This window comes from Leptospira interrogans, from assembly GCF_900156205.1.
Lineage (GTDB): Bacteria > Spirochaetota > Leptospiria > Leptospirales > Leptospiraceae > Leptospira > Leptospira interrogans.
Map to the genome: position 1 here is coordinate 47,719 of NZ_FTNA01000007.1, position 19,769 is coordinate 67,487.

The following is a 19,769-nucleotide window of genomic DNA, read 5'->3' on the forward strand; positions in this document are numbered from 1 at the left end:
CTATGGATCGCCGTTCTGGGCTCAAAAAGGCACATTTTTCAAGTGTTCCGACAAGAATGAGTCTTTTTACTTGCAAAAAGTATGTTTTTCTGATAAAGAAAACTTTTCCACCTCCTCCACCACCCAAAAATAGGGAAAACTCAGCACAACGCTCTTTATGAATCGCGTTGTGGGGCGGGAACTAAGTTTTACAGAAGATTTTGTCGTAATTCCGACGATAGATCTTGAGATCCAATTATTTGTGGGGTTGGTTATGATAAAAAGCGGCATTAGGCATTAGTTCAGGAAGTGAGATTGAGTTTCGCAAAAATGTGGGAACTACTACGAAAATCTAACGAGATGAGAGCTCCTCTAAGGTTCACAAATTGCCAAATACAATCTAATTTGTAGGAACTACTGCATTTTATTAAAAATTTCTAAAGAATGATCCCGTAAAATTTTTTGAGCTTTTAGGGCAAACTGAAAGCTTAATTTTTCTATAAAGTATGTGGGAACTCTTACAAAACTTTGAAATTACAGTTTTAAATACAATATTGGCATTCTAATTTTTTACCAAACTCGCGTTTTAAACGAGAAGAAATCGGAAGTAAAAAAATGTAAAATTACTGAAAGCTACAGAATAGGTAAGTAAGTACGCAAATCACCATTTAGAAGCAAATCTCCAAGAATCTATGATATAATTCTTAAAACTGTTCCAAAACTTAAAACTTCCTAATAAAGAGACATTGAAAAGTTTGCAAATATCTAGATACGACAGTTTTTGTTGTGGGAACTACAACATTTAATTAGAAACTTCTAAAGGATTATTTATACCTTTTTGAGGCTTTGGAACAATCTATTACTAATACTGTAAACTGCCGTCTTTTGAATTGCAGTAGTTCCCACATTGATTTTACAGACAAACTTAAGAACTCCTCACAATACTTAAGTATTCAAAAGCGAAAACAGCTTTGCAAATTGAGTCTTTTTAAAAAACAAAATACTATCTATAAAACCCCAAAGAACGATCAGTCCAATTAAATTTTTTTCGTGAAATCGCCGTTCTACGACCTCATCGAATTAAAATTCATTTATATCCTGTCATTTTCCACATTGATGGTTGTAGTAAAAATTCTCGCCAAATTGAAAACAGAATACTTATAAAATCCCGAAAATCTTATTTTGATCGAAATGTCTGGCGAAATTAGAATATTTTATTTTTACGTTTAGGAAGAAATATTGAGTTCCAAACGCGGTCGCTGGCTTTCTCTATGGAAAAATTTTGCAAGCAAATCGTCCGCGTTTGGTTCGTAATTTTTATCTAAAACGGGAGTTACTACAACTCCCGAAAAATTTATTTTGTAGTAGTTCCCACACTTTACTCAACTCGTTTATTTTTTGTAATATAAATCAATCCTTAACAGTTCCTGCAATTAGAAGAGAAGCCCCTAAAAGAGAAACATCCTTCAGAAGGGCCATAGTAGAAGCCTGATTGCCTGCGGCCGCGCCTGGAAGATGTACCAAAACGACAAAAATTCCTAAAAGAACCGCTAAAAGTACGGTAGCCAAATGTGTTTTGATTCCTGTTATGATAGAAACCGAAGCCGCAATCAACGCCAATCCGGTGATATAGACCCAAATAATCGGAAAAGGAATGTAAGAAGGAACGATTCCTGTCATCGCGGGCCCCGAAATAAAATGAAATAACCCGAAAATCGCAAATGGAACCGCGTATATAATTTTACCAATTTTTTTCATAGCAACTCCTTAATCATTTCTTTCAGATTTGAATTTCCAAAATCGGTCATTTTATCCGAAAGTTAAGTTTTGAATCTTGATTGAATATTTAAGTTCTGCAACTATAATTTGATAAAAAAATACAAATGAGTTTCCACTTTGAACATAAAAATTCTCAATAAAACCGACTTAGATTGGCTTTTCAACTTAGAAGAAAATTGTTTTGGTAGCCGAGCCTGGACAAAAGAAATGTTATACTCCCATCTTGAGGAGTTTTCCGGTATCGGTTCGACTGACCTTTGTTACATCCTCTACAAGATGATAGGCGAAGAAATCGAAATCTTTCGGATCGCGGTTTCGTACCGTAAAAGAAGACAAGGGATCGGAAAAGAAATTTTAGAATTTCTTTTAAATTCCGAAAAAGAAAAAACGTTTTTTCTTGAAGTTGATTCTACAAATTATCCTGCGATCGCTTTGTATGATTCCTGTGGGTTCCAAAGAATTCATATAAGAAAACATTATTACGAAGACGGTTCAGATGCTTTAATTTATAAAAAAGCTCCGATTGACGTTTTTGAAAGTTTTAGTTTTGAAGTTCCCGAGTCTTGAAAAAGCCGTTTCAAGAATTTTTTATTTTATCTTCAAACATAACTAAAACTTTTTAGAGTCCATTTCAAAAGTTGAATAGAAATCATATCGAATCGTCTTTTGCAAAGATTCTAATTCAGACTTACATAGCAAAGTCCTAACATTTTTCACTAAAGACACAGGACTTTGCGATAAAAATTTTTTTGTGGTAGTTCCCACATTTTAAAAATCATGAGATTTTCTTATATCGTTAAATTCATGTTAGACGATCAATTCTGCGACGTCTTGTCGAAAGAATCTTTCTAATTACAATTGCTAAGAGAATTGCTGCAATACTTATCCACCCAACCTTCTTTCTCGCCCCTACCAAAATCAATACGGAGCCAATCACGTTGACAACTCAAAATAGTAATTCTATGAGGGGCGATACGATCACCGTTGTCGTATGTAAAAATCGGATCTCCATATTCAGGAGTTGCATATAAATCTATTTTTCCTTTCCTTCAAAATTGACTTCAGTACGTTCACTATAAATCCAACCCACAAAACCATTTAAATGCACAAACCCGTCTTTCACTTTGTGCCCTCGTTTTACTGCCTCTGCTTCATCCTCGGCACTATAAGATATATTTGTGATCTGAAATGCTATAACCGATAATCTCAAACATCGCTCCACTGGGTATAGAAGTAAGAATTTTTCCTTTAGGAGAATCGCGAATATTAGTTCTTGCTGGATCATCGTCTCTGGAATAGGCAGAGGCAGAACATTTGGTAATGGATTCTTTTTTTTGGGAAAACGAATTTAAGGCAAATAACAAGATTCCAACTAAAAGTAAGAATTGTAAGATTTTTATCATTTTGACCAACACAGTTTTAATTTATGTAAGTGAGTGCAACTACCTAATTCTATGAACATCTAAAATAGAATAAAATATATTGTGAAACTTTTTCAACGTGAGTTCGGACTACGAATTGATTCCAAAAACCGATATTCAATAAAACACTACTATCATAAAAATCTGTCCAGCGCCTGAAAAAGATCTTTTTGACTTAACACTTTGATAAAAAAATTAAGTTTTGAAACAAATCGTAAAAAAAGATAAAAACTTAAAGGAATAAAATTTTATTTCAAATCCGAAGAGGAATCGTGTAATCATCTACAAGCGCCTAACAAACTATAGTTAACAGAAAAATTCGTTATGGATTATTTTGATTTTAAATTTCTTATCAAACTCTCAGCTTAACAATAAGTCACAACATTTAATTTATTCTTAAATATCTTTTTATAACATTCAATTTCTAAATTACTCAATAATATTATGAATTTATTTTAGAAATTAAAATGTAAGATCTACTTTAAAAAAAGAGATAACTTCGAGTTGAATGCAATTTTTGAGAATGTTTATATATTCACAAAATCGACCGCCAATTTTTGGTATCATTTTCATATCTTCAAATGGTAAATTTCAAGATCTCTTTTCTAAAAGTATCGAACAAAAAGTTCCGATTCCTTCCTGTCTACCCAAGGCGCCCATTTTTTCGGTCGTTGTAGCTTTTACGGAAATACAATCCAAAGGAAGATTCAATAAGTTACTTAAAGATTTTGTAATTCTATCTTTGAGTGGAGCGATCTTAGGTCTTTCTCCAATTACGGTACAATCTATATTGACAAGATCAAAATTTTTTTCCTTCATCAGCTCTAGACATTTGACAAGTATTATCTTACTGTCTATATTTTTCAAACTTGGATCCGTATCCGGAAAATACTGTCCAATATCGCCTAATGCAAGTGCTCCTAAAATTGCATCCGAAATCGCGTGTAAAATGATGTCAGCATCCGAATGTCCAACAAGTGCAAATTCTGATTCACACTCTATCCCACCCAATATCAAAGGCCTGTTTAAATTGATTTCCAATTTATGAAAATCAATTCCGTTTCCAATTCTATACATTCAATATTCCTAAATTAACTTATTTTATTTTTCTAATTTTTTATAAAAAGACAGATCTTGCTCGAGAGATAGATTTTCAAGAAATCATTATTAGAATTATTGAAAGATTCACTCTCCATTCGTTTCCGTTATATTAAAATGGACAATTCAATCAATTTTTCTAATTTTCATTATGAAATTTTTCAACAATTCTATTCTACTTTTATCAAAGAAAACTTCTAGAAAATCTAAAAACAATGAACTTATTCAAAACTTACGACAAAAATACCCAATATTTTCGCCGAAACAAAGCTTTACAGCGAAAATTGTTACCTCTCAATTTTATAAGAACAGTAATTTGCACTCAAACAGAACAGGCTTTTAATAAAGATTCGCTCTACTTCATTCTATAACTCTGAGTAAGAAGAAATTTCATTTGAAACAATGATTATAATTTTTTATCAATTCGATTTAAAAAAACATCTATAATCTTCGCCTTCCACCTTAATTCCTTTCTCAAATAATCCCTCTAGAAAGATTGAAGTTAAGTTCGATTGATCTTTTTTATTCTCCTTTACTGTATTCCATTCCGAAAGATGATAATCGCAGATAGATAAATCCGTATATGTCTCTCCCAATAAAAATGGCTCTGACGGCCTTAATCCAATTGAACGTAAAAAATATTTTTTTGCATTCGAAAAATCGTCTTTTTGTATATAAATAAAACCTAAATTATTAACCGGATATGCAAATGTAAGATTGAGTTGGATCGCTTTGTGAAAGTATGAGATTGAATTTTTTATTTGTCCATCGTTATAATAGCTGATCCCAAGATTGTTCCAAATATCCGGATAATCAGGATCTGTCTTCAATACAGATTTGTAATACTGAATCGCAGATTTAAAGCTTCCACTCGAATCATATAAATAACCTAAGGACAAGTAAGAAAGAGAATATTCCGGATCACTTTTAATTGCATTTTTAAAAAGATGGATCGCCTCCGCAACGTAGGTTTACCTAGATAAAAATAAATCCACCCGATAATATATCAGCACTTGCAGATAAGACTACTAAAAAAATATCTGGAAAATCCTCTCGAGTAGATTCCAGCTTTTCCAAATTCTCTGCAGAGATCACATTCTGAAGTAGAATATAATTTTTTCCGAAATCTTATAATTCGGATTTTCTGTTTTGGAAAGATTAAAATAATGAAGCGAATTTTTATAATCACCTATATAAAAATAACAAGCTCCAATATTATTGTAAATTTCATACTTGTAAGGTAATCAGGCAGAAATTTTAAAAACTCTTCCAAAGCATTCTCATATTCTTTTAATTAGAGTTGTTGAAAAATTCCCTAGTTCCGATTAACAAAACTGCTTCAATTGCCCATTTCCATAAAATAGAAACAAATGGAGAATTAATTTTTCAACAATTCTATTGAAAGTAAGAATGAGTACGAGTATAATTTAAGGCTAATTCTTTGAGAATCGGTCAGCTTTCCGACTCGATTCATTAAGTTGAGAGTTTCACTAAAATTCTTTAACTTATATTGAGCCAGGATTGATTTCGCTCAGAGAAATTTCTCGATCTGAATAAGGCGGGCATAAAGAACTTCTTCTAAAACAAAAAAGAAGAACAAAAAAATTTTGTTTATAGCTCATTGAGTCCAATTACTAAATTACTATAAAACAAAGTACATATATTTTGTACTGAAAAGGACTTTTACGATAAAAATTAACGGTATTTTATTATATAGTTCTAAGTAAGAAAATCAAAAACGGGAACCATTATTTTTAGGAACGTTCAACCGTAAAGAGTTTAAAGTTTCTAAAAATTATCTTCTATAAAATCAATTCCTAATCCGTTAGAAATCACTCAAGCGACATCCTATACAGAATCAGGGCTTCTATTTTTAAATTTTATAGAAAGTCTTTTATAATACAAACGCGAAAATTAGCCAGTTTACATCGACCCAGCCACTTCAAAATCAAGAAATGAATTCTACTTGATCCTTCAAAAAACCAACCTTTCGAAATTTTTTCGATCGAAAGCGGATCAGATTTGATTTGAGAATCTCTTCCACTGTAAGAACCTGGACAAATTAAGAGATGTTTTCAGTTGGAAGGAGGTCCTTTGGAACCTTTAGAGGATTTATCTGGAATTGAAGAAAATTCGATCATTCCATTGGATTCAATTTTGCCACCGGAATTATTTTTAATTCCGATTAAGTCTAGACCAGTATTTCCGGGTATTATCACACCTTTGATCGTTCCTAGCGGTAAGTTCGCAAAAGCCGTAGAAGAAACCGTCAAAGGAAACTCCTTTTTGGGTCTTGTTCTTTTAAAAGACGAAGAAAACGAAAAAGAAACTTCCGAAAACATCTATCAGTACGGAGTTGTCGCTAAAATATTAAAAAAAGTGAATTTACCAGACAACGCCGTCAACATACTCGTCAACACAATCCGCCGTTTTAAAATCGAATCTTTCGTAAATAAAGATCCTTTGGTCGCAAGAGTTTCATATCCGGAAGAAGAACCTGGAGCTCCGAAAAACACCACTAAGGCAATGATGAGAACCTTACTCGTCATGACTAGAGAACTCGCACAAAACAATCCTCTATTTACAGAAGAAATGAAACTTACCATGCTCAACGTAAATGAGCCTGGAAAGATGGCAGACTTTGTATGTTCCATTCTCAATTTAGAAAAAGAAGAATACCAATCCGTAATCGAATCTAATATTCTCAAAACTAGAATTGAAAAGGTACTTCTCTTTCTAAAGAAAGAAATCGAACTAGTATCCATTCAAAGAGAAATTTCGGATCAGATCCAAGACAAAATAGACAAACAACAAAGACAATTTTTTTTAAGAGAACAACTCAAAGCGATTCAAAATGAACTCGGTATTAAGGACGATAAGTTCGAAAAGAAATACGAAAAATTTTTAGAACGACTTAAAAACCTAAACGCAGACCCAGAAGTAATCGAAGAAGTGACCAGAGAACTGGATAAGTTTTCTTATGCGGACCCTAATACGGGAGATTATAACGTTATCCGAAATTATTTGGATATTTTAGAATCTCTTCCTTGGGAGCCAGCGCCAGTTCGAGAAATCGATTTAGAAAAAGCTAAAAAGACTTTAGATAAAGATCACTATAAACTCGAAGACGTTAAAGACAGAATTTTAGAATTCCTAGCAGTTAAAAAACTTAAAAACGATGAAAAAGGCACCATACTACTATTAGTCGGACCTCCGGGCGTGGGGAAAACCTCAATCGCGAGATCGATCGCGGAAGCTATGGGAAGAAAATTTTTTCGATTTTCAGTCGGAGGTATGAGGGACGAAGCCGAAATCAAAGGACACAGAAGAACTTACATCGGCTCAATGCCAGGCAAAATCATTTCAGCACTTCGTATAACGAAAGAAAGAGACTGCGTCATTTTGTTAGACGAAATCGATAAACTTTCGATAGGCATTCAAGGTGATCCTGCTTCCGCCCTTTTGGAAGTTTTAGACCCGGAACAAAATAAAAATTTCAGAGATCATTATTTAGATCTTCCATTCGATATTTCTAATGTGTTTTTTATTGCTACTGCAAATACGTTAGATTCCATTTCCAGAATCCTTTTAGACAGAATGGAAATCATCAATCTTTCCGGTTATATCACGGATGAGAAGGTTCAAATTTTTCAAAAATACCTTTGGAAAAAAGTCCTCTATAAAAACGGAGTTACTCCCTACGGTATCGAGTTTGATAAAAAAGCGATCGTAGCTCTGATTGATTCTTACTCGAGAGAATCAGGAGTAAGAGGTCTGGAAAAAGTGACCGATAAATTGGTTCGTAAGATTGCAATTAAAATCGTTCGTAAAGAATCGTTCCCTAAAATCATCCAAGAAAAAGATCTAGAAACTTTTTTAGGCGTTCCCAAATTTACGGACGAAAGAATGGTTCGCGCTTCTGTTCCTGGTACCGCCCTCGGTTTAGCCTGGACTTCGGTAGGAGGTGCGACCCTTCTCATAGAAGCACTTTTTGTCAAAGGGAAAGGTGGAATCCTTCTCACGGGAATGCTCGGTAAAACGATGGAAGAATCTTCTAACATCGCCTTGAGTTATATTAAAAATTTATTATATAAAGAAGAATTATTCAACAATCGAATGATTCATTTACACGTTCCGGATGGAGCAACTCCCAAGGACGGCCCTTCTGCCGGAATTACAATGGCCTCCGCGATTCTCTCTCTCGCTCTAAATACAAAAGTAAAGTCTGGTTTTGGAATGACCGGAGAGCTCACTCTTACTGGAGAAGTGCTTGCGATCGGCGGTTTACGCGAAAAGATCGTAGCCGCCAAAAGAGTGGGAATTCATAAAATCATCTACCCAAAAGATAATCTTCAACATCTACAAGAGATTCCGGATTACGTAAAAAAGGGAATGTATTTTTTTCCGGTGAGTCGTTACGAGGAAGTCGCTTTATTATTGTTTGACGAAAAAGTTATTTCCAAGATCAACCCATCTTTTCGGGAAAATTTAAAATCAATTGTTAACCCGACCAGAAAACTTTCGCCTAAGAAAAAGACGACCCAAAAACAGAAACTGTCTCTTTCTAAACAAAAGGGAAACAATCAAAAAAAGAAGTAGTATTTTAGAGTATTCTTAAATATAAATTAACTCAGGAGAGCCAAATGGGCGTCCCATTTATAGACATTAAAAGATTTGAACCTGGTTTACTGGAAGAATGGATTGAAAAAGTAAAAGTTCTCAGTAAAAACGCTAGTTTTATTGGCGGTGAAGAAGTTTCTATTTTAGAAAAGAACCTAACCTCCTACACTGAAACTAAGTTTTCTATCGCTTGTGCAAACGGCACAGATGCCCTTCAACTCGCTTTACGTGCGTTAGGTGTTGGCAAAGGAGATTCAGTCATTCTCCCAGATTCGACTTTTTGGGCTACCTTCGAATCCGTAGTAAACGTTGGAGCTGATCCTTATACAGTTGATACTGACCCGAACGATCTTCAGATGGATTTTGTTGAATTTGAAAAAGCTCTGGATAAAATCAAACCCAAGGCGGCAATTATCGTCCATCTCTACGGCTGGGGTTCGTCCCGTCTTGAAGATTTTCGTAAACTCTGTAAGTCAAAAGGAGTTCCTCTGTTGGAAGATGGGGCTCAGTGTTTCGGTGTAAAATTTAAAGGTGCATCTATCTATAAGGAAGCTCTTATTTCTACTACTTCTTTTTATCCCGCAAAGGTGTTAGGTGGTGCTGGAGACGGAGGAGCGGTTTTTACGAATGACGAAACTCTCGCCAATAAGGTAAAAATGCTCGCCAATCACGGTAGAATTTCTCATTACGCCTACGGAGATGTAGGTTGGAATTCTAGACTGGATACACTACAGGCCGCATTTCTAAACCTCAACCTAAAACATCTGGAAGTTAGAATTGCTTCTCGTCTTAAATCTGTTCAAAAATATTATGATATACTCCCGAACCTAGGTATTCAAGTCATCCACCCTCCTAAGGATTACGAAGAAAACGGTTATTGTAACGTTACACTTTCCACTCCGGAAGAACGCCCTATGATTCAGGAAGTTCTGAAAGAAAAAGAAATCGGTTTTGGTAATATTTATCCAGGTGCAATGAGTGATCAACCTGGTGCCAAACCTTATATCAAAGGAAAATTCGGAGAGAAACATATAACCGGTAGAATCTGTTCTTCCGTCCTCAATTATCCTTTATTTCCTTATATGAAGGAAGAAGAGTTGGAAGAAGTTTTTTCCGCAATTCGGGCATTCAATTCTAGGAAAAAATAAAAACCCAAATCTGTCCCGAAAAACGTAAGCACCAAACTCGCTCGAACACCCATAGATGCGAGACGTGAATTGCCAGTTTTACCTTTTTGTTAAATTAAAACTGAGTTTCGGGACACATTCTCAACTTCCATTTTCTCTATAAAATCCCCGCGCAAAGGATCGAAGCGTGGTCAATAAATTTGTGACTCGTATTTTTTTGATTTTTCAAAAGATTTGAAATTTATTGACCACTGTATTTCAACCCGTGGGGAGAAATGATGAGTTTCCGAGAGCCTGGTGGTCGGATGTTTTTGAAATCTTTTTTGTAGTTCTATAAAACATGACCGACCATACGCCCGATTTTTACAAAGTATTACTTTTCTGTTATTTTTTTATTTAGTAAAAAACTTTTTTTGACCGGTAACTCTAAAATATGACAGTGAACAACCGATGGATTGAAATATGTTTTTGGACAAGTGATAAGTTTTTTCTTGTTCTTTTATGTTTTCGGTCTATTATAAACAGGGGGATTTGTATATGAAAGAAATAGATATAGGAATATCCGAAAAAAATAGGGAAGCAATCAACTCGGGATTGCAAAAACTTTTAGCTGATACTTACATTTTATATTTTAAAACGCATAGTTATCACTGGAACGTCACCGGTCCACAATTTAACACTCTTCACCAGATGTTTCAAACTCAATATAACGAACTCTGGCTTTCTATCGATCTGATTGCTGAAAGGATCCGTGCTCTTGGTTTTTACGCACCTAGCTCTTCTCATCAATTAGGAAAGTTGACTTCGATTCATGAAGAAGGTGGAGTTCCTCACGCGGATGATATGATTCGTCATTTGGTTAGCGGTCATGAAACCGTTATTAGAACCGCTCGTTCTTTACTTCCTGCTGCTGACGAAGGTGGAGACGAAGTGACCTTAGATCTTTTGACCCAAAGATTAGAAGTACATGAAAAAACGGCTTGGATGCTTCGTAGTCTTTTATTCGTCGATAACACTTAAAATTGTAACGAAAATTTTTCGATTTCAATGGAAGTTGTATCTATTCAATAAGTTGCAAAAGTCGCTTTATTTTGTGGAAAGATATTACAAATCTGCAATGTTATAATATTTTTCCACAACGACTAACCCGCGTTTAACACTGGTTAATCCTGTTTCTTGAACTACTGATTTTAGAAAATATCCATTGAGTTTTTATGATCGTTTTAGAAACCCAATTAGCTTAGTCTAAATAAAATCAATCTTATTTAAATATATGGGTTTCTATTTTTGAAAACTTCAATAATGAATGTAAATTCAAAAAGGTATTCTTTTGTTTTTTTCTGCACATTTAATTCATCGTGGAATTTACGGACTGAATTGATGTTCTTTCTATATTCTTTATACAAATTTTCCCGTCTCTAAAGAAGAAGTGAATAAATGGAAACATTTTCCGGAAACAAACTCTATTTGGTTTTCCAACCCGATTTTTCAGAATAAATGAGCGAACAATTATAACTTTTAATATATGGAATATTATTTTTTCCTTTTATAGAATTTTAAGCCAGACCATATTTCCGAAACCGCGCAGACTTTTACGTCCACAATACCTAATTCTAATCCTATTTCACGAACGATATTTTCGTTTAAATCGGTCGGTACTTTTGACGATCCTTTAGGCCAGGAAATCCAAATCATTCCTTTTTCTGCCAGATTCTCTACTAATTTCGGAAATTGTTTTTTCAATTCTTTGGTTTCTTTTTCAAATATATGCAAATATTCTAATGGACGTTTTACGGTTTTGACGATTTTTATTTCTTTAATATGTTCTTTGAGTTCTTTTTGAACTTCTTCCGGAAGGTTCTTAAAATATACCTTCATTCCCGCTTTGAGTCCGAGTTTATCCCCCAGAGACTTTCCTGAATATCCCGCCATAATTCCCCTTATGTAATTTTCAAATCTTGCACGTGCGCCTGATTTGATTTTATGTGCTTTCTAAAAAATAAAATATCTAACTTCCTTAATTTCAAAAAATCCATAGATTTTGAAATAACACAATCTGCAAAAACTTGTAAATTTTCTTAAAATCCATTGTTGATTTTTGGTACTATTTTGATTAGTTTTCGTAGTAATTAACCGTGAGCAGGGCGTAAGAAAACGAGAAATAATTTTCTAAAAATATGAGTTCCTACAATTTTAGAATTTGTTTGTAAAATCGTGATTTGCGGGAGTTCCCACAAATTTAGTCACATTACAGATGTTTAAATACTCGATTAGAGTTCGTATGAGTTCCTACATTCTCAAAACTTATCTGTGAAATCTTAAATTCGTGTTAGTTCCCACAGATTTAGTCACATTACAAATATAAAGGTTTTTTAAATACTTTTTCGTAATTCAATTTTCATGGTAGTTCCCACATTAATTTTTAAGACAAACTCCGATTTAAAAGCAAAAGAATTTTTCAAAGTTTGGCAGATTTTTCTCGTTAAAAATTTATATTAGAGTTGTTGAAAAAATTCCATAGCGGCGATTAACAAAACTACTTCAATCAACTATTTCATAAAACAAAATGGAAAATTAATTTTTTCAACAAACTTTATTCTTACTTCGTTTTTTGAATTTTTTGATCTATAAAATCCAGATACTCTTTTATCATCGCGGAATGACCTAAAACAAATTTAGAAAGAAAACGAAAAATAGGAGAATACACTTTTCCGTTTTCTGTGATTTTTAATTTTGTTCCTTCGGGGACCAGACTCAACTCATAAATCCAAGAACCGCCAAAAGGTTTATCTTCATCCATAATCTTAGATTCAAGAAACGTATTTTTATGATCTTGGATGAATGAAAAAGTTATCACATCATCGTGAGCATCCATTTCTTTCCAAGAAGTAGAAGAAATTTCCTCTACTTTTTTTACGTTCTGTCTCCAGGACGGGTATTGTTTAAAATCGCGGATTAATGAATAAACATTTTCAGGAGGAACTTTGTAAATACGTTCCATAAAAACGGAATGTTCAATTGGCAGACTTGCGCCAATTCCATAAATTGCCAAAACCAAAAGAACTAAAAAAGTCGCTATGTATATTAGAATTTTATAAATCATTGTAAAACCTCCAAATTTAGAAACGAAAATTATACTTACTCAAAACTATAAAATAAAATACCCAGTATTTTGTGCCGAAATAGGGTTTTGCAACAAAAATTTACGGCACTCAATTTTGATAGAGATCCGTAAAATGGAATTTGTCTCAAAATTTATTGTACTAATTTTACAGAGGTTATTAAAAATCGCTCACTAAGTTTTAAAATCAATTCCTAATAAAAATGTAAATTTGTAGTAGTTTCCCACAATTGTTTTACAAGAAAACTTTTTGATGAAACGTGTTAGCTCCCACAAATTATGTCTATTTAAGACTTATAACAGCTTTTACTAGCATTTAAAATGGTATGGAGTTCCCACATTTAAAAGTTCTACTATAAAACCTTGAAGTTTATAATAGCTACTACATTACTAATTTCTAAATAATAAAGTAAACCTAAGCTTTAAACTAAATTCTTATAGTTTACCACTCGGACACATAAAAACGGGCGGTTTTATAAAAATAAAAAAATTCCCTCACCTAAAATCATTGGCTCTTTGAAAAAGATCCTACACTTCAAGAAGTATTAATACACTCAACGAAATCACTGACGTAAATATCAAAAAATTTTTACTGATCTATATAAAATTAAGTACCCAAACATTTATCTCAAAACGCTATTTCATGTAAGTTCGAAAAAATCCGACGGGAAAGGGCTCGATGCGAGTAACTGCAAACGCTCTTACAAACTAAAGCCGCCTCGCTTTTACAGACACTCCACAAATCACGTTCTATAATAAATTGTAACTTAAAACAAAATATCGTATAACGTTTATTTTATGTAATTGATTAACTGAGCTGAAAGAGATCCAACAACACGCTTCGCTTTTTTTTTGCAGAATTCACATTAGATTTGTTTAAAAATGAATTCCATCCTTTTCCACTGCATTAAACTGGACAATTGAAGTAGTTTTGCTAAACTCCAATTTCAAAAAATCTATTATTGAAGTATAAACTATTTGAGTATCTTTATTTTATAGTTATGAGTAGCGTAGTTAATAGAGTTGTTGAAAAATTAATTCTTGATCTGTTTTCGTTGTATTGAAGCAATTTTACAAATCCTCACTATGGAATTTTTCAACAACCTTAATCAATTACTGATGGATATAACCCCAGCTTTCTAGGATTTTACGCACTTCCTGTCCCATAGCCGCCTCTTCTTCCGTCTCCTTACCTCCAGAAAAACCTGTATGGTAGTATAAAAACGGAATTTCAGAAGAAAAATATCGATATGGAAATCTATCAAGAGCAACGTATTCCGGCTCATCTCTTAGAATTTCTAAAGAATTATCAGATCGAATTCCCCATTTACCTATACGATAATTTTCTAATATTCCATTTTTTAGAATTTCAAGTCTAAAAATTGGAGAAGGATCGATTGTTTTTACTTCAAGCACTTGATCGAAATGACTAGACGTATTCAAAATTTTTAAAACAATATTTTTAGAATCTTCTTGAAGAACTTTCAAATTACCCGTAAAATCGTAACGATAGATTCCTCCCTTAGAAAAAAATCGAACCTCACGTTCACAAACGTTTTCACATTTAGGTAGCCTTAAAAAAAACGAATTTTTAGAAAGTTGATTTTCTTTTAAAATAGATCTGGCTTCACCTAACAGTTCAAAATTAGAATTAGCAAGGTTTTCTAATTCCATTGGATCCTTAATTAAATCGTAGAGTTCTTCAGGCATTTTATGAGAAGTACCTTCACGCGTCCTTCGAACCAAATCATAACCCGGATACCTACGTATATATTTAAAATCGGGCGTAAGAATGGATTCGGAAAATCTTCCTTCTGTATAAATAACCGGTTCCGATTCAGGCCCCTTCTCTCCAAAAATCGCCTTGGAGTAGTCGTTCCCTTTTAATTTATCTTTCGGATATGAAATTCGATTCAAACCCAACAGAGTAGGCATCAACGAAAGAAGAGAAACCTGATCACTAAATTCACTTTTTTGAATCTGATTTAAGAACGACTTAGGAGGATGAATGATCCAAGGAACTCGAATTTCCTTTTCATAGTGAGTTTCTCCGTGCGCATAAACTTTTTCAGCGATAAAGTGATGATGATAATAATGAGAAGTTTCCAATAACTCACCATGATCACTCGTAATTACAATCCAAGAATTATCAAAAAGACCTTGTTTTTTCAGTTCATCAAAAATTTTTCCTAAAAGAAAATCCGTATAACGAACCTCTCCCAAATATTTTTGTTGGTATTCGTCCAATTGATTCCACAACAATGGATCGGATTTTTTCTTTAACTCCTGAAGAAATTGAGAAGGGGGCCTATAACCCCAATGAGGAGTATTTAGATTTAAATGTAAAAAAAACAAATCCTCTTTGTGATCTCGAAAGAAGGTCTCTGCCCTCGAAACCAATTCCTCCGTATCTAAGTTGTCCTTCCCTACCTGTTGAATTTTATGAAACCCTAAATCTACTCCTACAGAAGTATAGTCCATTAGAAAAACATTATTCATGATGCTTTCCGTAAAATAACCTTCTTTTCGAAAAGCATTTGGTAGTGTAAAAGGTTTTTTAGAATAAAAAATTTTTCTTTGTTGGGCACTCGTATAAAACCAAGCGTTCCCAAGACCAAGATTAGAAGCAATCTCCGAAGTAAAAAAGGAAATCATAGAAGGTTTTGTCCAGTTTCCATTTGCAATCGTTTTTTTGAATATAATTGAATCCTTAGAAAAAGAATCCAAAATGGGAGTTGTGGGAAATGGAGAACCGCCCGAAGACAAAGAATCTTGTCTTAGAGCATCAATCACGATTAAAATTACATTCTTTTTTTCTACATTTCTTTTTTCTAATATATAAGGGGAACCTAAAAATAAACCCGCGCCGGTTTTAGAACTCCATCGAATCTTAAGAAAAACGTCTGAATTACAATTTTTTTCTTTATTCCGTTCTGTTTGATTCCAAATTTCCGGATTCTGCAAATCAGTTTTTACAATCGTTTTTAAATTTCCGACGTTTTTAAATTCCAAAGGAAGGATATAAGGATTCCATTCTAACTTTTGCGGTTTCAAGTTCTGTTCAAAAATTTTTTTATCATCCAAAAAAATCTGTAACTCGCCTTCACCTAAAAGCTCGCTAGTTCCTTTAGAAAGACTCGTAGCGTAAAATCGCAAAACGTCTCCGCAAAACTCCTCTTCTAACTTTAAAATACATTCTCCACCCGCAGGAACAAATAAAGAATCCTGTGACTCGTTGATAAAAAGAAATTCGTCCGTATAAAGAGTCAATTGAACGTTCTTCCAACGATCTTTAAGATCGAGTTCGGAATATCTTCCCGGATTTTTTTTCCAATGATGGCGAAATGTTTCTATCTCTTGATTTGTATCACTTGAACATTTTAACTCTTTGTTTTTCAAAATACGAGTTAGATCTTTTTTAACTACGTTCTTATTCGAACTCGAAATCCGATCACATCCCTCTAAAACCGGAACCAAAAGTGATAAAATGAAAAACATCCAGCAGCGGGCAAACAACATGAATCCAGAAAAATCGTTTTGTATCTTGAGACAACAGAAAAGAACCATTTCTTAGGATGAATTTTTCCCAAATGAAATTTTTTTCTCTTTGCAAAGGATCATTTGCATTTATAACACGTTTCGCTATGTCATGGATAAATTCTTATAATTTAAAAGACGATACCTTTGCGGGAAGCGGGGGATCTAAAATTTTCTATCGAACCTACCAACCCAAAGAAGGCAGAAAAGGAAACCGAGTTATCGTAGTACAACACGGAATCGGAGAACACAGCGGTCGTTATGAATTTTTAGTGGAAGCACTTTCCGGAACCGGAACGGCGTTCTATCTCATCGATTCTCAAGGGCATGGGCGCTCTGAAGGCAAACGAGGCGCGATAGATTCTTTTTCTGATTTCCTTTTCGATTTGGATCAATTGATTTCGATCGCAAAAGAAAAAGAAAAAGTTCCTAAAGTAACACTACTCGGTCATTCTATGGGAGCCGCAATTTCTACATTCTATGCGGAAGAAGGTACTAATCAAGGAAATCTAAATGCTCTTATGATCTCCGCTCTTCCGATTCGGGTAAAAACAGATCTAGTTATGAAAGTCAAAAAGGGAATTGCTCCTTTAATGTCCGATCTTTTACCCAACCTAACTCTTCCTACAGGACTCAACATTCACTTTTTAAGTCATGATAAGTCGGTAGTAGAAGCTTACAGAAAAGATCCACTGGTTCATGGAATGGCTTCTGCTTATTTAGGAAATATGCTTTTGAACAGCGAAGAACCAATTCTTGCAAATGCAGGTAAGATCAAAATTCCGATTTATATCTTCCACGGAAAAGAAGATCAGATCGCAGACTATACTGGAAGCGAAACCTTCTTCGAAGTTGTAGGTTCCGCAGATAAGTCCATGAAAATTTACGAAGGACTTTATCACGAAACGATGAACGAACGTATAGAAGACAGAACTAAGGTTTTAACCGATTTAAAGAAATGGTTTGAATCTCACTCAAATTAACAGACAGAACGTTTGTTCTGTTTTTCGTTAAAAAAAGCATCGACCGGATTCTTCCGTTTTGGTACAATTGAATCCGGTCAAAGACACTTTTTAAAAACAAACCTCAGGAACTTTATATGTCAGCAAAAGGAATATCCAAAGACCTGATCGGAACCAAACTGGATCACTACGAATTCGACGTAGAAAGAGGAAAAATCCGAGAGTTCTGTCAGGCAATCGGAGAAACCAATCCGATCTATTTTGATGTAGAAGCAGCTAAAAAAGCGGGTTACGAAGACACTCCCGCACCTCCTACATATCCAACCGTAATTCAATTTTGGGGTTATCCTAAAATTTGGCAGGATATGGAAAACATGGGAGTAGACACTTCCAGAATTCTTCACTTAAAGGAAAAATACACCTATCTAAAACCGATCTATCCCGGAAGAGTTTCTTCCCAAGGAGAATGTATTAACGTAACGGTAGGTAAAATGGATACGATGACTTTTAAAACTACGATCAAAAACGCGAAAGGTGAAACAATCGTAGAACAGGAAATGTCCATCTTTATCAGAAAACCAGAGGCATAATATGAGTAAAATTGAATATGATAAAATGGAAGTGGGACAAGAACTTCCTCCTTTAAAAACAGAAGTAATCACACACGCAAATTTAGTACGTTATGCAGGAGCTTCTGGGGATTTTAATCCAATTCACAATGATCCTGATTTTGCTCGTAAAACTGGATTAGATGGAACGATCGCACACGGTATGTATGTAATGGCCCAACTTGGAAGACTTTGCACTTCTTGGGCGGATCAAAAACAGATCAAAGAATTTGGTGTTACGTTTAAAAACATGACCAAACCGGGACAAAAACTTACCTGCACCGGAAAGGTAAAACGTAAAAAGGAAGAAAACGGAGAGAAATTAATTACAGTTGCAGTGGAAGCTACAGACGATTCCGGAGAAGTAAAATGTTCCGGTGAAATGGTGGTTGTCGCTTAACAAACATTACAACTCTTCGAAATTCGAAATCGAAAAAACGACATTCGATTTCGAGAAAGTCCTTCATTTACTCTATTTAACATGAGTTCGGTATAGCCGATGCAAAAGCGATTATTATGCTGCGAGCAGCATTGAGTTTGAGAAATTCCGATTAGAACTCCTAAATGCCTTCCTATGGGGCGGCATTTAGGAATTGGAACATTATGTTGCGACAGTAAGGAACTTGAGTTCAAGAAACTCAATGAAACGCTCTCTACAGATCGTGTTTGAAACTTCAGAGAATGCCTCTCGACATTCAGGGAGTCGTTACATTGAGTTTTTTATTCGCCCAAATTTTCAACTGTCGAAACTCACGTTATTTACCATTTCGAAAACGAAATAACCTTCATTCGTTTTGATTCAGATCAATCAGCTCCTTCGTTATACATCAAAAAGAATTGACTTTTTCGTTTAAGGGATACCAATACCTTATGCTTTTATCCTATCGTCATATTATTCTCCTGATCTTTTTGTTCTTGGTTCAATGTTCCGCACATCGTCTAACAAAGGCGGAAGGAACGGCGATCGGAACTCAAAATGAACCGAACGTGATCAACGAACGGAAGATTTCCTATACCGCCTACGTCACGTTAAACGTCGGTAATCTGGAAGAATCCAGAAACAAAATCAAATCCCTAATCAAAAATTATAAAGGTTTTATAACCCGAAACAGCAAAAAGAACGCCCTCGTTCGTGTGCCTTCCGAAAGTTTCGAAGTATTTCTTTCCGAATTGAAACAACTTGGCGACGTGGAAAACGAAGAGGTGATCGGTTTGGATATCACCGATTCGTATCGGGACAATCTGATCAAATTGGAAAGTCTTAAAAAAATAAAAATAAAGTACCAGGATCTGATCGCAAAGGCAGTCAACGTCCAAGATATGCTGGCTATAGAAAAAGAATTGGAACGCATCAACGTTGAAATAGAAAAATTGGAAGGAAGCAAACGGGCTTCGGACATGATGGTTCAATATTCGAGTATATACATCAATTTCAACACGGAAAAACCCGGACCGCTCGGTTGGATATTTTATCTCGGATACAAGGCGATCAAATGGCTTTTTATTTGGGAATGATA

At 34.5% G+C, this 19,769-nt stretch carries 14 protein-coding genes and 2 pseudogenes; 8 read left to right on the forward strand and 8 right to left on the reverse strand.

Annotated features, from left to right (window positions below):
• Positions 1 to 1,389 precede the first annotated feature (1,389 nt).
• Positions 1,390 to 1,737 (reverse strand): DoxX family protein, encoded by a 348-nt coding sequence (locus BW942_RS07880; protein WP_000719490.1) that lies wholly within the window; start codon positions 1,735 to 1,737, stop codon positions 1,390 to 1,392.
• Positions 1,738 to 1,875: 138 nt separating this feature from the next.
• Here BW942_RS07880 and BW942_RS07885 point away from each other — a divergent pair, with 138 nt between their 5' ends.
• Complete coding sequence (locus tag BW942_RS07885) at positions 1,876 to 2,325, forward strand: GNAT family N-acetyltransferase (RefSeq protein WP_001022053.1); 450 nt, start codon at positions 1,876 to 1,878, stop codon at positions 2,323 to 2,325.
• A gap of 281 nt (positions 2,326 to 2,606) precedes the next feature.
• On the opposite strand, the pseudogene BW942_RS22080 reads toward BW942_RS07885, so the two are convergent.
• The 4 genes and pseudogenes from BW942_RS22080 to BW942_RS22085 form a co-directional block, all read right to left on the reverse strand.
• Positions 2,607 to 2,881: pseudogene (locus tag BW942_RS22080) on the reverse strand (hypothetical protein).
• A 40-nt stretch (positions 2,882 to 2,921) separates the two neighbouring features.
• Positions 2,922 to 3,161 carry a hypothetical protein gene (locus BW942_RS07895; protein ID WP_000590648.1) on the reverse strand — a complete coding sequence of 80 codons (240 nt, stop codon included), beginning with the start codon at positions 3,159 to 3,161 and terminating at the stop codon, positions 2,922 to 2,924.
• Between the two features lie 609 nt (positions 3,162 to 3,770).
• A complete protein-coding gene (gene ispF, locus BW942_RS07900; RefSeq protein WP_000285623.1) occupies positions 3,771 to 4,256 on the reverse strand; it encodes a 2-C-methyl-D-erythritol 2,4-cyclodiphosphate synthase in 486 nt (161 codons plus the stop codon).
• 427 nt (positions 4,257 to 4,683) lie between these two features.
• Positions 4,684 to 5,571 (reverse strand): annotated as a pseudogene (locus tag BW942_RS22085) (tetratricopeptide repeat protein); the annotation flags it as partial.
• 785 nt (positions 5,572 to 6,356) lie between these two features.
• Between BW942_RS22085 and lon the strand changes: the two are divergent.
• From lon to BW942_RS07920, 3 genes are all read left to right on the forward strand, one after another.
• A complete protein-coding gene (gene lon / locus BW942_RS07910; protein WP_000398444.1) occupies positions 6,357 to 8,876 on the forward strand; it encodes an endopeptidase La in 2,520 nt (839 codons plus the stop codon).
• A gap of 44 nt (positions 8,877 to 8,920) precedes the next feature.
• Positions 8,921 to 10,045: a DegT/DnrJ/EryC1/StrS aminotransferase family protein gene (locus tag BW942_RS07915; RefSeq protein WP_000538752.1), complete on the forward strand. Its 1,125-nt coding sequence runs from the start codon at positions 8,921 to 8,923 to the stop codon at positions 10,043 to 10,045.
• A 516-nt stretch (positions 10,046 to 10,561) separates the two neighbouring features.
• On the forward strand, positions 10,562 to 11,044 hold the full coding sequence (locus BW942_RS07920; protein ID WP_000658301.1) for a Dps family protein: 483 nt from the start codon (positions 10,562 to 10,564) through the stop codon (positions 11,042 to 11,044).
• Positions 11,045 to 11,557: 513 nt separating this feature from the next.
• On the opposite strand, the gene BW942_RS07925 is transcribed toward BW942_RS07920, so the two are convergent.
• The 3 genes from BW942_RS07925 to BW942_RS07935 all read right to left on the reverse strand — a co-directional run bounded on the left by BW942_RS07925 (position 11,558) and on the right by BW942_RS07935 (position 16,664).
• Positions 11,558 to 11,956 carry a DUF3052 family protein gene (locus BW942_RS07925; protein WP_000929557.1) on the reverse strand — a complete coding sequence of 133 codons (399 nt, stop codon included), beginning with the start codon at positions 11,954 to 11,956 and terminating at the stop codon, positions 11,558 to 11,560.
• 667 nt (positions 11,957 to 12,623) lie between these two features.
• Entirely contained in the window at positions 12,624 to 13,127 is a 504-nt protein-coding gene (locus BW942_RS07930; RefSeq protein ID WP_000639460.1) for an LIC10604 family protein, read from the reverse strand.
• A gap of 1,131 nt (positions 13,128 to 14,258) precedes the next feature.
• Entirely contained in the window at positions 14,259 to 16,664 is a 2,406-nt protein-coding gene (locus tag BW942_RS07935) for a sulfatase family protein (RefSeq protein WP_000895613.1), read from the reverse strand.
• Positions 16,665 to 16,720: 56 nt separating this feature from the next.
• Here BW942_RS07935 and BW942_RS07940 point away from each other — a divergent pair, with 56 nt between their 5' ends.
• From BW942_RS07940 to BW942_RS07955, 4 genes are all read left to right on the forward strand, one after another.
• The gene (locus BW942_RS07940; protein ID WP_001011734.1) at positions 16,721 to 17,665 is read left to right on the forward strand and encodes an alpha/beta hydrolase; all 945 of its coding nucleotides are present in this window, start codon (positions 16,721 to 16,723) and stop codon (positions 17,663 to 17,665) included.
• A gap of 116 nt (positions 17,666 to 17,781) precedes the next feature.
• Positions 17,782 to 18,234, forward strand: coding sequence for an FAS1-like dehydratase domain-containing protein (locus BW942_RS07945; RefSeq protein ID WP_001274661.1), 453 nt, complete (start codon positions 17,782 to 17,784; stop codon positions 18,232 to 18,234).
• A 1-nt stretch (position 18,235) separates the two neighbouring features.
• Positions 18,236 to 18,652, forward strand: coding sequence for a MaoC family dehydratase (locus BW942_RS07950; RefSeq protein ID WP_000034360.1), 417 nt, complete (start codon positions 18,236 to 18,238; stop codon positions 18,650 to 18,652).
• A gap of 470 nt (positions 18,653 to 19,122) precedes the next feature.
• Positions 19,123 to 19,767, forward strand: a complete 645-nt coding sequence (locus BW942_RS07955) for a DUF4349 domain-containing protein (RefSeq protein ID WP_000927508.1) — start codon at positions 19,123 to 19,125, stop codon at positions 19,765 to 19,767.
• The last annotated feature ends 2 nt before the right edge of the window (positions 19,768 to 19,769 follow it).